The 13,313-nt window shown below is 42.1% G+C and carries 17 protein-coding genes; 11 read left to right on the top strand and 6 right to left on the bottom strand.

Annotated features, from left to right (window positions below; translation table 11 throughout):
* Window position 1: 1 nt before the first annotated feature.
* Genes B5Y40_RS13925 through B5Y40_RS13915 form a run of 3 tightly spaced genes read left to right on the top strand, consistent with a single transcriptional unit; the run spans window position 2 to window position 3,112 of the window.
* Complete coding sequence (locus B5Y40_RS13925) at window positions 2–1,369, top strand: peptidylprolyl isomerase (protein ID WP_079687408.1); 1,368 nt, start codon at window positions 2–4, stop codon at window positions 1,367–1,369.
* On the top strand, window positions 1,366–2,331 hold the full coding sequence (locus B5Y40_RS13920) for an AAA family ATPase (RefSeq protein ID WP_079687407.1): 966 nt from the start codon (window positions 1,366–1,368) through the stop codon (window positions 2,329–2,331). Before B5Y40_RS13925 ends, B5Y40_RS13920 begins: the two co-directional genes overlap by 4 nt.
* A gap of 49 nt (window positions 2,332–2,380) precedes the next feature.
* The gene (locus tag B5Y40_RS13915) at window positions 2,381–3,112 is read left to right on the top strand and encodes a BamJ family beta-barrel-assembly machinery protein (protein ID WP_079687406.1); all 732 of its coding nucleotides are present in this window, start codon (window positions 2,381–2,383) and stop codon (window positions 3,110–3,112) included.
* A gap of 5 nt (window positions 3,113–3,117) precedes the next feature.
* Here B5Y40_RS13915 and B5Y40_RS13910 read toward each other — a convergent pair whose 3' ends face one another.
* The gene (locus B5Y40_RS13910; RefSeq protein WP_079687405.1) at window positions 3,118–3,408 is read right to left on the bottom strand and encodes a DUF1330 domain-containing protein; all 291 of its coding nucleotides are present in this window, start codon (window positions 3,406–3,408) and stop codon (window positions 3,118–3,120) included.
* A 161-nt stretch (window positions 3,409–3,569) separates the two neighbouring features.
* Between B5Y40_RS13910 and B5Y40_RS13905 the strand changes: the two genes are divergently transcribed.
* Complete coding sequence (locus tag B5Y40_RS13905; protein ID WP_079687404.1) at window positions 3,570–4,058, top strand: VOC family protein; 489 nt, start codon at window positions 3,570–3,572, stop codon at window positions 4,056–4,058.
* Window positions 4,059–4,109: 51 nt separating this feature from the next.
* Window positions 4,110–4,328: a hypothetical protein gene (locus tag B5Y40_RS13900; protein ID WP_079687403.1), complete on the top strand. Its 219-nt coding sequence runs from the start codon at window positions 4,110–4,112 to the stop codon at window positions 4,326–4,328.
* An 84-nt stretch (window positions 4,329–4,412) separates the two neighbouring features.
* Here the strand turns inward: B5Y40_RS13900 and nhaA are convergent, their stop codons facing one another.
* Both nhaA and B5Y40_RS13890 read right to left on the bottom strand, forming a co-directional pair.
* Entirely contained in the window at window positions 4,413–5,543 is a 1,131-nt protein-coding gene (gene nhaA, locus B5Y40_RS13895) for a Na+/H+ antiporter NhaA (protein ID WP_079687402.1), read from the bottom strand.
* A 62-nt stretch (window positions 5,544–5,605) separates the two neighbouring features.
* Window positions 5,606–6,871: a hypothetical protein gene (locus tag B5Y40_RS13890; RefSeq protein WP_079687401.1), complete on the bottom strand. Its 1,266-nt coding sequence runs from the start codon at window positions 6,869–6,871 to the stop codon at window positions 5,606–5,608.
* 83 nt (window positions 6,872–6,954) lie between these two features.
* On the opposite strand from B5Y40_RS13890, the gene B5Y40_RS13885 reads away from it, so the two are divergent.
* The 4 genes from B5Y40_RS13885 to B5Y40_RS13870 all read left to right on the top strand — a co-directional run bounded on the left by B5Y40_RS13885 (window position 6,955) and on the right by B5Y40_RS13870 (window position 10,160).
* Window positions 6,955–7,821: an alpha/beta fold hydrolase gene (locus B5Y40_RS13885; RefSeq protein ID WP_079687400.1), complete on the top strand. Its 867-nt coding sequence runs from the start codon at window positions 6,955–6,957 to the stop codon at window positions 7,819–7,821.
* A 10-nt stretch (window positions 7,822–7,831) separates the two neighbouring features.
* Window positions 7,832–8,341, top strand: a complete 510-nt coding sequence (locus B5Y40_RS13880) for an RNA polymerase sigma factor (protein WP_221408950.1) — start codon at window positions 7,832–7,834, stop codon at window positions 8,339–8,341.
* 2 nt (window positions 8,342–8,343) lie between these two features.
* Window positions 8,344–8,943 carry a hypothetical protein gene (locus B5Y40_RS13875; RefSeq protein ID WP_079687399.1) on the top strand — a complete coding sequence of 200 codons (600 nt, stop codon included), beginning with the start codon at window positions 8,344–8,346 and terminating at the stop codon, window positions 8,941–8,943.
* Between the two features lie 173 nt (window positions 8,944–9,116).
* Entirely contained in the window at window positions 9,117–10,160 is a 1,044-nt protein-coding gene (locus tag B5Y40_RS13870) for an MBL fold metallo-hydrolase (RefSeq protein WP_245840545.1), read from the top strand.
* Window positions 10,161–10,235: 75 nt separating this feature from the next.
* On the opposite strand, the gene B5Y40_RS13865 is transcribed toward B5Y40_RS13870, so the two are convergent.
* The gene (locus B5Y40_RS13865; RefSeq protein ID WP_079687397.1) at window positions 10,236–10,490 is read right to left on the bottom strand and encodes a hypothetical protein; all 255 of its coding nucleotides are present in this window, start codon (window positions 10,488–10,490) and stop codon (window positions 10,236–10,238) included.
* 269 nt (window positions 10,491–10,759) lie between these two features.
* Window positions 10,760–11,257, bottom strand: coding sequence for an RlpA-like double-psi beta-barrel domain-containing protein (locus B5Y40_RS13860; protein ID WP_079687396.1), 498 nt, complete (start codon window positions 11,255–11,257; stop codon window positions 10,760–10,762).
* A gap of 284 nt (window positions 11,258–11,541) precedes the next feature.
* On the opposite strand from B5Y40_RS13860, the gene B5Y40_RS13855 reads away from it, so the two are divergent.
* Both B5Y40_RS13855 and B5Y40_RS13850 read left to right on the top strand, forming a co-directional pair.
* Complete coding sequence (locus B5Y40_RS13855; protein WP_079687395.1) at window positions 11,542–12,207, top strand: DinB family protein; 666 nt, start codon at window positions 11,542–11,544, stop codon at window positions 12,205–12,207.
* 155 nt (window positions 12,208–12,362) lie between these two features.
* The gene (locus B5Y40_RS13850) at window positions 12,363–12,761 is read left to right on the top strand and encodes an OsmC family protein (RefSeq protein WP_079687394.1); all 399 of its coding nucleotides are present in this window, start codon (window positions 12,363–12,365) and stop codon (window positions 12,759–12,761) included.
* A 27-nt stretch (window positions 12,762–12,788) separates the two neighbouring features.
* Here the strand turns inward: B5Y40_RS13850 and B5Y40_RS13845 are convergent, their stop codons facing one another.
* Entirely contained in the window at window positions 12,789–13,229 is a 441-nt protein-coding gene (locus B5Y40_RS13845) for an SRPBCC domain-containing protein (protein WP_079687393.1), read from the bottom strand.
* Between the last annotated feature and the right edge of the window lie 84 nt (window positions 13,230–13,313).

Genomic DNA, 13,313 nt, shown 5'->3' with positions numbered 1-13,313 from the left:
TATGAAGAGTATAGTAAAACATATAATGCTCGTGTTGGCGCTTGGAATAATTATTCCATCGGCATGGGCGCAAGAGACAGCGGAACCTGAGAACAAAGGCTTCGTAGTGGATAAGATCATCTCGAAAGTTGATAACTATATCGTATTGAAATCTGATCTCGAGCGTGCTTACCAGGATTACCTGACGAACGGAGGTTCTGCCTCCCCACAGGTGCGCTGCCAGTATCTCGCGCTTCTCATCCGTAATAAACTGATGATGGCGAAAGCGGAAATAGATTCCGTGGTAGTAGCGGATGCAGATGTAGATCAGTATACACAACGTAAGATGGATATGATTATCGCGCAAGCGGGCGTATCACCTGACGAACTCGAAGAACGCTACGGAAAAACATTGGAGCAGATTCGCTTGGAGATTCGCGATCAGGAACGTGAACAACTTGTAGTGCGTAAAATGCAGGAAGAAATAACAAAAGGTATAGGTGTTACTCCGGCAGAAGTAAAACGTTTTTACAGTAAAATTCCGAAAGATAGTTTGCCCTATTTTTCTGCATCGGTGGAGGTAGCACAGATTGTAAAGATCGCTACCGTTAGTGAAGAGCAGGAGAATTTAACACGTGCAGAGTTAACAGGTATACGCAACAGGATTTTATCGGGAGAAGATTTTGCAACGCTCGCGAAGAAGCATTCGGATGACCCCAGCGTCACGTCCAATGCAGGCGATATGGGTTGGTCAGGTCGCGGACGGATGGTACCCGAGTACGAAGCGATGGCATTCAAATTAAAGCCGAATGAAATATCGATGCCGTTCAAATCACAATTTGGTTTTCACATCATGCAGTTGATTGAACGAAGAGGAAATGAATACCACTCACGCCATATACTTATTTCACCAAAGCCGTCTGCCAACGATATTAAAAAAGCAACACGCTATCTTGATAGCCTTCGCAGCAGAATAGTATCGGATAGTATACGGTTTCAAAATGCAGCGAAAGAATACTCGGATGATGTAGAGACAAAAGGCAACGGTGGATTTTTTAGTGATGGCGATGGCGGCACAAGATTAATGGTTGACGAGCTGGATCCTGTAGTGTTCTTTAAACTGGATTCGATGCAGGTTGGCGATGTGTCTAAACCAATCACTTATCGTACGGATGATGGAAAGAATGCCGTGCGTATTCTATACTATAAATCAAGGTTCGCACCACACCAGGCTTCTTTGGAAAATGATTGGTCGCGTATACAAGCTGCTACCTTAAACGAGAAAAAAGATAAGATCCTTCAGAAGTGGTTCGATAAAGCCCGGAAAGATGTTTTTATAAGTATTGATCCGACTTATGATAATTGTGGAATTTTAGACGAGAACCAATGACAAAATTTGCATCCGATGTTGAAGCAGCCAACGCAATGGCTATTGCTTACAAGAATCTGAGAACCGAAATCTCTAAAATCGTTATTGGACAAGAAGAGGTCGTCCGCCAGGTACTCACTGGAGTTTTCTGTCAAGGACACTCCTTGCTGGTAGGCGTTCCTGGGTTGGCTAAAACATTGTTGGTGCAAACCATCGCTACTTCCCTCGATCTTCAATTCAAGCGTATTCAGTTTACGCCAGACTTAATGCCTTCTGATATAGTGGGCGCTGAGACGATGGATAAAGAGCGTAACTTCAAATTCGTGAAGGGCCCTGTGTTCGCGAATATAGTATTGGCAGATGAAATCAACCGGACGCCTCCGAAAACACAGGCAGCGCTGCTGGAGTCTATGCAGGAATATTCTGTGACGATCGCAGGACAACGGTACGATCTTCCAAGGCCGTTCTTCGTATTGGCAACACAAAATCCGATTGAGCAAGAAGGTACATATCCGCTTCCGGAAGCTCAGCTCGATCGTTTCATGTTTAATATACTTCTCACATATCCATCTATACAGGATGAAGTGACTGTCGTTAAGAACACAACGTCAGACGAAGTAAAGACCGTAAATAAAATATTAAATGCGGAGGAGATCACATACTTCCAGCATCTGGTGCGCAGAGTGCCGGTGCCGGATAATGTAATTGAGTACGCGGTAAACCTGGCTAATAAAACCCGTCCGGGAGTTGCCGGAAGTTCTTCTGTATCGAAAGATTACCTTGAGTGGGGTGCAGGTCCGCGTGCTTCACAATACCTGGTGCTCGGAGCAAAATGCAACGCATTGCTCAATGGTAAATACTCTCCTGATATTGAAGATGTACAAGCTATAGCCAAGCCTGTATTGCGTCATCGCATTGTACGCAATTTCAAGGCAGAGGCCGAAGGCATTAGTGTCGATGACCTTATCGGTAAACTGATATAGGTATATATCTCTTTTGTAATTCTGAATTTTTAACGTTTAACTATATATAATGAAATTATTTGTTTTTTGTTTTTCCATGATCATTGCCTTGCCACTTTTTGCACAATCGAAGAAAGAGTTGCAGGCAGAAGTAACAAAGCTGAAAGCTGAAATTGAACAACTGAAGAAACCCAAGGATATAGTATTAACCGATACCGTAAAGAAAGCAAGTTATGGTTTGGGAGTACTTGTAGCATCTAATTTGAAAACGCAAGGTGGAGATTCACTCGATGTTGAAGCACTGACGATTGCCATTCGTGATGTATACCAGAATAAAACATTAAAGATCGAACAGCAGGAAGCAATGACGATCGTGCAACAGTATATGCAGCAGGCTGCCGCGAAGAAAAATGCCAAGCTGAGAGAAGGTAGTCAGATCTTCCTGAAAGAAAATAAAACAAAAGAAGGCGTGATCAGCACAGCAAGCGGCTTGCAGTATAAAGTTATTACAGCAGGAAAAGGTAAAGCACCGAAAGCTACAGACAATGTTACAGTACATTACATTGGCAAGTTGGTAGACGGCACTGTATTCGACAGTTCTGTAGAACGTGGCGAGCCTGTAACGTTCGGTGTAAGTGAAGTTATACCCGGTTGGACAGAAGCACTTCAGTTAATGCATGAAGGAGACAAGTGGCAAGTATTTATACCACAAGAGCTCGGCTATGGCGAACGTGGTGCCGGTGGACAAATTCCGCCATACGCTGCATTGATTTTTGAAGTAGAGCTGATCAAGGTAAACTAACAATATCATTCCAAGCCTTCCGCCAGAATCATCTGGGTATGTGAGGCCGATTGCCGTAAGGCTTTAGCAGGAGCGTAGGTGTCAGACGACCACCACGCTTTTGCTTTTTCTACTGATGGGAATTCAAGTACTACAAAGCGTCCGGGTTTCCAATCTCCCTCCAGTGTTTCAGTAACACCACCACGCACAATAAATTTTCCTTCGAATGGTACGAGCGATGCCGGTGTTAACTTCTTATAGTCTTCATATAATACCGGATCCGTTACGTTTACTTCAACAATAATATAGGCTTTCATGATTTAGTTTGATTTGTTCGAATGTACGAGTATTCCATAAATTGGTAAATCGTTGCTGTCATTGTTTATTTCGTTCTGGATGACTGATAATAAATTAATTTATTTATTCACCGGGAGTATTGCCAAAGCAGAGTTTTCTTAACACTATATATTCATAAAATATGGAGCCTTACACAGTACCATCGAATACACGCATTGGTCACGTTCATTTGAAGGTGTCTGATCTTGATCGCGCTATAGAGTTTTATTGCGGACTACTTGGGTTTGAACTCGTCACGCGGTACGGAACGCAGGCTGCCTTTGTTTCGGCAGGTGGTTATCATCACCATATAGGTTTAAACACGTGGTATAGTAAAGATGCTCCTCCCGCTCTACAACATGGTGTAGGACTGTTCCATGTTGCTATACTCTATCCGACACGGAAAGATCTTGCTGTTATTTTTGACCGGCTGCACAAAGCCGCGTATCCTTTTACAGGAGCCTCCGATCACGGTGTTTCACAAGCGCTATATTTAAACGATCCGGATAACAACGGTATTGAATTATATTGGGATCGCCCAAAGGAGGAGTGGCCCTTGAAACATGATGGCACAATCGAAATGTATACTCGCCCACTGGATTTACAAGGCTTGTTAAAAGAACTCGAATAGTGCTTTTGCAGGCACCATTTTTTATCAATTTATACTTTAACTTTCAATACAATGAGTCAGGCCTTTGTTCGTGAAAATGATGATCTGTGGCTGCACGATGTGTCGCCAACCATGAATGCACTAATTGCTTTTCTGACAAACGAGAATGGCGGAATTCGTGTATATGAACAGAAGAACTATACGGATAATGCGGGAAAACAAGTACACGTTATGAGTAATGGCTTGTCCTATTCAAAGGACGAACGTGGTAAATGGGAAGTGGTCGTGTAAAGCAATATCCTTGTGTATACGCATGCATGCCATTGTTGTGTCAAGGCTGTGGTAACTATATATCTTGTCAGCAAATATAGCCTATTAGCTTTCCTTCAGCACAGATTTGAGATACAGGAATCCAGTAACACCACTAACAGTAGAGACCAACATGATTGCGATCTTCGCCTGATCGATGAACACTTCACTATCAAAGGCAAGCAAGCTTATAAAGATCGACATTGTAAAACCGATGCCTCCTAAAATTCCGGCACCTATAATATGTTTCCAGGAAATATCTGGAGACAGGCTGCTCAATTTTAACTTCACGGTTGCGTAGCTGAACAGTACAATTCCCACTGGCTTTCCAATCAACAATCCTCCTATAATACCAAGACTGACGGCTCCTCCCAACGCATAGTAAAAATCACTACTGATAGGAATGCTGGTATTCGCCAGGGCAAAAAGCGGAAGTATAAAAAATGCTACAGGCTTGTGAAGGAAGTGTTGCAGCCTATACGAGAGCGTATGTTCTGTTCCTTTTCCGAAAGGTATAGCGAAAGCCACCAGCACTCCGGTAATAGTAGCGTGCACTCCGGAGTGTAGCATAAAGTACCACATTACAACGCCACCGATCAGGTATGGCCATGGTGAATGGATCTTCAATCGATTAAAGGCAAACAACAGAAGTAAAATTCCGAACGCTATACCAAGGTTTAACCAACTGAGGGTACTGGTATAAAATATAGCGATAACAAGGATGGCTCCCAGATCATCGATTACGGCAAGTGCAGTTAGAAAAATTTTCAGAGAGGTTGGTACTCGTTTCCCTAGCAGTGAAAGCACCCCCAAAGCAAAAGCGATATCTGTTGCCATCGGAATTCCAACACCGCGCAGATTGCCTCCATTCATATTTACAAGAAAATAAATGGATGCAGGCAATACCATTCCCCCCAGCGCAGCCAGTGCCGGAAGCAAAGCACTCTTGATGTCCGAGAGCTCGCCTATATATACTTCACGCTCAAGCTCCAGTCCGATCAACAGAAAAAATATAGTCATCAATCCATCATTGATCCAATGCGTTATGTGATGCCCTGCAAATTCTATGTGCCAGAATTCCAGATAGGGAGGAAATATATTCGTTACCACCAATGAGAATATTGTGCAACAGATCAGGACAACCCCGGAGGAACGTTCACTGTTAAAGAAGTCGCTGAAAAGTTTAGTAAGAATCATTATGCTACAATGTTTACATCGCTTGCAAGTTAGCAGGTTTGATTTAAGGAAGAATCATTTTTTTATGACAGGTTCGATCGCTCGTTCGATTTTTTGAATGACTTTTTATAGCTCCATACTATGATTAATAAGAGCATGGCAACGGTTACAATTAGGATGCTATATATGTGGAAATAATTTCTCCAGGAAACATCATTCTCGACATTCGTCTTTCGTGGTAAGCCTGCATGTGCCCAGGCAATGAATGCATCGGCTATTGGTAAGGTGCCGAAGATATACTTCTTTTCGTGATCATTCTTTATGGGGATACCAAACGCTTCAATGCCACACTCCAATGCATTCGCATTGGAGTGATCATGGTAAGTAGCCATTGTGCGCATGCCAACCAACGTGGCAGCGGCGCCCATACCAAAGATCACAGGGCCGGAATCAATATCTCCTGATCCAGCCGTACCGTTGCAATACTCACGTATACCCGGCAAACCAAGACATGATCCCAAAAAACATCTCTTATATAGTTCGAATTGTTGGCGTGCAAAGTCAGGATCGATTTCGTAAAGAAAGACCAGCATAAGACTTTGTGATGATCCACGTGCATCTTCATTTGGTTTGCCAGTAACAGCATCTGCTGCATGCGGGATCAACCCGTTTACATCAAGATTAGTCTTTACTTTTTTAAGCCAGGTTTCTATGGTAGCTGTATAGCGTGGAGTATATAATTGATCGTGAAGCCCAAGTGATGCAATACACATAAGCATATCGGCTGGCCATGCTGCCTTGTAATACGATTCAAGGTAAGGAGAGACGCTTGAATCAAGAGCATGCGCAATAGACTCACACTGCTGTTTAAATAAATTGACTTCTTCTATATTTCTTTTACTCATGGATTCTAGACCCAATTTCTTGCCCAATAGAAAATTACTCCAGCCCGTATAAAACGCTCCGTATGGAAGTTGCAGATATGGATCGAAGGTTGATTTTGCCAAATCGTCAGTTATCGCGCTGCAGGATTTTGAGATCTCAGTATGCGCCTCTTCATATAGTGCTAATGAAGGATCACATTGCCGTGCGAAGTCATGCCAGGCTAATGCAGTGAGGGCATGCATAAATATATATCCTTCTGGATAAAGCTTTTGCATCGCTTCCGCCTCACCGGAGGCAATAGCTCCTTTTAAATAACGTAGTTGAAGAAGCAAATCATAGTTGATCGTGTCCTGTTCCTCCGTTTTGATCTCCGGCTTATAATATAGCGCTGCGTTCAGGTATATAGAGGTGCACACAACCATTGCAAGAAGGCAACTGATAATAATTTTTGTGGCGAATTTCATACGGACGAGTTCACAGTAAAAAAAACTTTTTGGTTTCTGTAACAATTCAAGGACACTGGTATCTAACGGCAAAATTTAATAATATGAAGAATTTTACAAGCTTTTTATTACTCTGTATCCTTTTAACAGCAGGTGTAGCATGTGCCGAGAAAAACGTTTTTCAGGTGAAGGTAACCGGTAAGGGAAATCCGGTTCTGTTTATACCACACATCGGTTGTTCAGGTGACATGTGGAATGATGCCGTTAAAGAAATGTCCAAGACCAACGAATGCCATGTGTTTTATCTGGCAGGTTTTGCCGGACTTCAACCTCTGGATAGCAATTATACCCAACAGTATAAAGAATCCATCCGTAACTATATCGTCACTAAAAAACTAAAGAATGTTACCGTAGTAGGCATGAACTATGGTGGATTTATAGGACTTCAGCTTGCTGCGCAACCAGCATTGATCAAGCGATTGATTGTTATGGATACATATCCTTTTCTTGCACAGGTCTTGAACGCGAACATTACTCAAGAGCAGGCAAATACATTTGCAGGCAACATGAAGAATGCATACATGAGCTCGCCCGACAATGCTTTTCAGGGAATGATGTACCAGATGGGAAAGAATATGATTACACACGACACCGTGCGAGCAAAACTTTATGCAGACTGGAATGCGCAATCCGATCGAAAGACTATAGCAACAGTGCTTGCTGATCAGATGTCTACCGACTTGAGAAATTTGCTGCCTGAAATAAAAATTCCGGTTTTATGTTTCGGAACATGGTATTTTGGCAGAACGATGAAAAAGATGACAACTGAAGAGGGCTACCAGATGCATGAAAAATTTTATACAACATTACCGGATCACACTGTGAAGTTAACGGAGACAGCCAAAGACTTTATGCACTGGGATGAATCGCAGTGGTTCATAAAAGAAGTAACGATGTTTTTACAAAAGTGATCTGTCATCAGTGAGTGAATTGCTAAACGCTGATAAAGAGTTTGCGGCTTTGTACAGCACCTATTCCAAAAATATATACTATCTGTGTATGAGCTATTGCAACGATGCAGATATAGCCAAGGATTTACTTCAGGATACTTTTATCAGTGTATGGAAAAACAAAGATAAATTTCGGGGCGACTCACAGATCGGCACCTGGATCTATCGCATCGCGGTGAATACATGCCTGGGGTATATCCGTCAGGATAAAAAAAGTAAAACGGTATCACTGGAAGATCATTCAGTGGAGGAGAAAATGGATGAGAACAGCGCGGGCGAAGAACGTGCTATACAGTTACTCTATGAAGCTATACAACAACTGGAAGAGGCAGATCGTCTTATTATCAGTATGGTTTTACAGGAGCTCCCCTATGATCAAATTGCACAAGCGATAGGAATTCGCGAAGGAACACTGCGGGTAAAGATCTACCGCATCAAACAACAGCTGGCAACTATATATTCTGCAATTGAAAATAAATAACTATGGCAGACTTTGAAAAATTACAATCACTCTGGAATAAGCAAGAACCTGCTGTGGTAATTCCAGCGATAGAATCACTGAAGGAAGAAAATAAAACAGCGAAGGATAAATTAATGCAGGCTATGTTTTTTCGCGGTACTGTGTTAGCGATAACAGGCATAGTCGTTCTCTATTTTCTTTTTAGCGATGGATTTGGTATTGCGTCTACGCTCTCTTTTATTTCTGTGGCTGGATTGGGGATGCTATGCTTGTTGCAGGGAATCGTAGAGTTATATGCAGGCAGAAAGCTTTTAAAGATCGAGCCCTTGCAGGAGCCAACCGTACACATTCACGCCTGGGAAAATTATTTCGAGTTACGAAGAAGAATGCTTGCCGTGAGCGGTCCGGTATATTTTGTATCGTTTAACCTGTTCATGGTATTATTCTTTTTGGAAGCACTTCAAACCTATACCATTGCGCAGCGGGTAAGTATATTTATCGGCTATGGCGCATGGGTAATTTTCGGTTGGTTCGTAGTGCGCAAGCGAACTACCAAAAAGGAGGAGCAACGTGTTATAGCTACTATTGAGAATTTAAAGCGGATACAAGGAGCCCTGAATTGAGTATTGCGAATACGATGCTTATGTAATCGCTACAGTTATGCTAATCTTTTATCGCAGGTTTTACAATAATTTTTTACTGTCACCGACTACAGGTGTACATGAAAACAATTTGGAGGCTTTTGAAGACACTGGCGATTGTCGCAGTGCTGTTAGCCGCAATTATTTTTTTATTTATGCAACAAAGATCTTTTGGTAAGGCTCCAGCGGGAGAACATCTCGAAAAAATAAAAGCATCCTCGCACTACAAGAACGGGCGTTTTCAAAACCTGCACGAAACTCCTATGCTGTCGGAAGACGCTTCATACATTAGCGTGATGAAGGATTTCTTCTTTAGTAAAGGTATAGATCGCGAGCCCCTTATTGCCTTGCCGCACGTTAAAACAAACTTGAAAACATTATCTCCAAGCGAACCGGTAATTATATGGTTCGGACATTCTTCTTACTTTATTTCAATTCACGGTAAAAATATACTAGTCGATCCCGTTTTCAGTGAACGGCCTTCACCTGTACAATATGTAGGCTCTAAAAGTTTTATAGGTACCATGCTATATACTCCGGATGACTTTCCGGAAATAGACCTGGTTATTATTACACATGATCATTACGATCATCTTGACTATAGTACAATTGTAAAGTTGAAAGACCAAGCGAAGGTGTTCTGTGCACCGCTTGGCGTAGGATCGCACTTGATTCATTGGGGGATTTCACAAGAGCGGATTCAAGAATTGGACTGGTGGGATCACGCGGCTATAGCCATCCCCGGCATTGAGTTGATTGCAACGCCAGCGCGGCATTTCTCAGGAAGAGGTCTTGTCAATAATAAAACACTATGGGCATCTTATGTGTTGAAAGCTGGCGACTATAGTTTATTTATAGGAGGCGATTCGGGTTACGATGATTCGTTTAAAAAGATAGGTGAAATGTATGGGCCTTTTGATGTCGCTATGCTGGAGTGTGGACAGTATGATGAACAGTGGCCCTATATTCACATGATGCCAGAAGAATCTGTGCAGGCAAGTATAGATTTACGTGCTACAGTATTTATGCCCGTACATTGGAGCAAATTCAAATTAGCGCTTCACCCGTGGCGGGAACCTATTGAGCGTGCATTAAAACATGCTGATAAGCTTCATGTTAAAATGACAACGCCTAAGATAGGAGAACCTGTTAAACTGGATGCTATCGCTCCGCCATCGACATGGTGGACAGGATTATAAGTTGTAATTATTGGAAGCTATAGGGTATAGATAAAAAAAACTCCGATATACTGATATACCGGAGTTTAATTGCCCTTAGGATTCTTTGTCATGCCCCTCTACCTTTACAATTTTATTATAGATTCCCAAGAGAAGAAAAGGAGCCGCCCATTGCCCTACAAATAAAGCAAGGTGATCTTTCTTGAAGGTCTTTAATGTAAGTGACGCAGCCATTGCGCCAAGCGAAGCCCAAAGAAATGTATCGGATGGTACCTTTGATGTTTGTTGTTCGATAGCCTTCGCTACTTTACCTTCTTTACGTTCTGTGCTTTTTAAAACAGTGGTTTCCATGATGATTTATAGTTAAGTTGTTGTATAATTCCGCAGCGCGGATCATACATCTTCCGAATAAATTTCTATACCTGTCGCTACAGAAAGAGAACATCATGAAACGAAGGAAAGTATTACACAGCATCGAAAGCGCTTCCCCAGCTTGTGTAGCAGTCGGTTACAATTAACACCGCTGATGCAGACACCAAAGTATTATTACTGCCTGTAGTAATCAATGACATGCAGCCATAGGTGCTCGATATATAGAATAACTTGAAAAGCTTTTCAAATTATTCAATGGGTAGCCCTATAGGATGCAGCACCGAAGTTGAAATCACTTTCGAGATTTTCACATTCTTCCACTTGCCGAGCTTGCGCACATTGCTATCAAATAGAAGATCGCCACAGTTCTTGTAGCGTTTGTTAAGATTGTCCTGAATTATCCACACACCATCGATGCTTGGATCACCGGAAGAGAGCTTAACCGTATCTCCATAGTGGAAATTGCCATTCCAACGCTTCAGTAAATTCCGCGACAGCGCCAGCCAGCGGATCTCCTGTTTTTTCAATTTTGTAACGTCAATTCTGGCGTTGCTTGCTGTGACCAGGGGTGTATTGTCACATTGGCGTTTAACGGGATTATAGATCGTTAATGTTTCAAGAACAGCGGTATATTCCTTGGTAATGCGTATAGTATGTTTGATGCCGGCCTCTTTGGTATATGAACCGATCATCGGAGTCATCATCAGGATGATCACCACAAGAATCGTTTTAAAAGTTTTTTTCATAAAGATAGTAATAAGTATAAATCCAGCGGTAGCATCTTAAAAAAGTTGTGCCAACGCGTATTAGTGAGGCATTCTTTTAAGAATCAGGGGTTTATAGTATAGGAGCGACCCATTTAATGTGTCGGAAGTATTTGGTATGAGTACTTAATGAAGAAGGATGTATAGCAATCAATGGGCTATAGGTCTTCTCTGTAGAAGCCTTGTAAAGTTCTATAACTCATGTCGACTATATCATGCGTGGTTGCTATATTTACTTACAATAAAACCCACCAAACGACTATCCCATGAAAAGCTTAAACCAACTTGATCGCAGAGATTTCATTAAATCATCTGCGATTTTCACATCAAGTACCCTTGGATTAACCTCTGTATCAGCGTTAGACACCAATACATCTTTCATGGTTGATGAGCGTGAAAACATTATTGGTCCACGTCAGGGACTCTCGCCTCATATAGGGACATTACTTTCCATGATGAGTTGGATGAGAAGTACTATACTATATCCGGTCGATAAGATGACTCCGGAACAATTGGACTATATACATGATGAGAAATCGAATTCTATAGGGTCGATGTTACTTCACCTTGCAGCTACCGAACGCTTCTACCAGATCCATACTTTCGAAGGTAGAAAGTGGGGCGATTGGAGTGAGCCGGACAAGAAACGATTTGATGTTGCTATGAGACTTGGCGATGAAGCAAGAGAAAAAATAAAAGGCAACAACCTTGATTACTATTTGAATACTTTAAAAGAAGTGCGGGAGAACACTATAAAAGAATTTAAAAAACGGGATGACAAGTGGCTCTTCAGTGTTGATGAAGCTTGGCCATGGGGACCGACGAATAATTACTGCAAGTGGTTTCACGTCTGTGAACATGAGTCTAATCACAATGGACAGATCAAGTGGATTAAAGGAAGATTACCCGGTGCTAAATCAGGTAACGATTAGGTATATCTGGTGAGCTCCATAAAGCGGTTAAATATAGCACCACTCGATTTTCAGCCCCGGGCCGACAATCCGCATCTCATTGTCCAAAAAGCGTTCGGTATTTCTGTCGGTTGTAACTATATATTCGACTGGACTTTTTTTAGGCCTTTAGCGTTATGAAAATTTCAGCTACAATAAAGAATAATTTTAATAAACATGAAGCGGTTGTTGCAACCAATGATATCTCTCAGCAGGTTCAAATTCCCGTCAAGGCAACAGGTTATGGTTCGTCCGTAAATGGAGGCGAACTCCTGTTGCTTGCATTAGCCACTTGCTTTTGTAACGATCTGTATCGTGAGGCAAACAAGAGAAATATAGCTATAGCAGGAGTCGAAGTTATATGTAGCGCAGAGTTTGGAGCAGAAGGAGAACCCGGCTTTAACTTTCAGTATAAAGTCAATGTTACTTCAGATGCTCCCACTGCCGTGATTGATGAATTGATCGCGCATACCGACCACGTTGCAGAGATTCATAATACACTGCGTAAAGGCGTTAGTATAGCGATAAGCAGGTGATAAAGTGTAGATGTGTAAATCAAAATTTTACCCTTCACACATTTCCTTCAATTTGTCAAGAGCTTTCGGCCAGCCCTCGTCAAACATACTTACCCATTCGGGAGGACACTTGATGTTTACTTTCAAATCCGTTTTCCCGTTCTGCGTTGTGAAAGTGTAGCTTTCAGTTGTCCCGATCCAACCTTTGGCTGCATCACTGTCTCTATCCTCTGAGCCATCTGCATTGATGATACCAATGTGTTCTGCCAATACAAAGTCGTGCGGTCTATATTCTGTTATTTGGGCTAGCGTACCACCTTGGCCGGGTGAAACAAACTTAATGCTTTCCCCTTTGTCCCAAGCGCCTTCGTAGTCCGATCCCGGCCAGCTTACTCCCGCCCATTCCTTATAAGTATCAGGTTCCAACATGATACTCCATACTTTCTTCTTGTCGGCTGTAATCTGAATGTTATACTCAAGGTTTTCCATTTTGTTTTTTAAGTTGGTAATGCATAGGACCTATAAAAACTCTGCCAGGTGATTCAAGTCCACACCATTGCATCAGACGTCACA

Origin of the sequence: Ohtaekwangia koreensis (genome assembly GCF_900167975.1) — a bacterium.
Classification (GTDB): Bacteria; Bacteroidota; Bacteroidia; order Cytophagales; family Cyclobacteriaceae; genus Ohtaekwangia; species Ohtaekwangia koreensis.
Note: the sequence above shows the minus strand (reverse complement) of the source record. Positions and strands in the feature narration are given on the sequence as shown.

Excerpts from the sequence above, each read along its gene's own strand:
- B5Y40_RS13890 (WP_079687401.1), bottom strand. The coding sequence starts at position 6,871 with ATGAAATTCGCCACAAAAATTATTATCAGTTGCCTTCTTGCAATGGTT.
- B5Y40_RS13905 (WP_079687404.1), top strand. The coding sequence starts at position 3,570 with ATGGAGCCTTACACAGTACCATCGAATACACGCATTGGTCACGTTCAT.
- B5Y40_RS13920 (WP_079687407.1), top strand. The coding sequence starts at position 1,366 with ATGACAAAATTTGCATCCGATGTTGAAGCAGCCAACGCAATGGCTATT.
- B5Y40_RS13860 (WP_079687396.1), bottom strand. The coding sequence starts at position 11,257 with ATGAAAAAAACTTTTAAAACGATTCTTGTGGTGATCATCCTGATGATG.
- B5Y40_RS13925 (WP_079687408.1), top strand. The coding sequence starts at position 2 with ATGAAGAGTATAGTAAAACATATAATGCTCGTGTTGGCGCTTGGAATA.
- B5Y40_RS13900 (WP_079687403.1), top strand. The coding sequence starts at position 4,110 with ATGAGTCAGGCCTTTGTTCGTGAAAATGATGATCTGTGGCTGCACGAT.
- B5Y40_RS13885 (WP_079687400.1), top strand. The coding sequence starts at position 6,955 with ATGAAGAATTTTACAAGCTTTTTATTACTCTGTATCCTTTTAACAGCA.
- B5Y40_RS13915 (WP_079687406.1), top strand. The coding sequence starts at position 2,381 with ATGAAATTATTTGTTTTTTGTTTTTCCATGATCATTGCCTTGCCACTT.
- B5Y40_RS13850 (WP_079687394.1), top strand. The coding sequence starts at position 12,363 with ATGAAAATTTCAGCTACAATAAAGAATAATTTTAATAAACATGAAGCG.
- B5Y40_RS13865 (WP_079687397.1), bottom strand. The coding sequence starts at position 10,490 with ATGGAAACCACTGTTTTAAAAAGCACAGAACGTAAAGAAGGTAAAGTA.
- B5Y40_RS13870 (WP_245840545.1), top strand. The coding sequence starts at position 9,117 with ATGCAACAAAGATCTTTTGGTAAGGCTCCAGCGGGAGAACATCTCGAA.
- B5Y40_RS13910 (WP_079687405.1), bottom strand. The coding sequence starts at position 3,408 with ATGAAAGCCTATATTATTGTTGAAGTAAACGTAACGGATCCGGTATTA.
- B5Y40_RS13855 (WP_079687395.1), top strand. The coding sequence starts at position 11,542 with ATGAAAAGCTTAAACCAACTTGATCGCAGAGATTTCATTAAATCATCT.
- B5Y40_RS13875 (WP_079687399.1), top strand. The coding sequence starts at position 8,344 with ATGGCAGACTTTGAAAAATTACAATCACTCTGGAATAAGCAAGAACCT.
- B5Y40_RS13845 (WP_079687393.1), bottom strand. The coding sequence starts at position 13,229 with ATGGAAAACCTTGAGTATAACATTCAGATTACAGCCGACAAGAAGAAA.
- nhaA (WP_079687402.1), bottom strand. The coding sequence starts at position 5,543 with ATGATTCTTACTAAACTTTTCAGCGACTTCTTTAACAGTGAACGTTCC.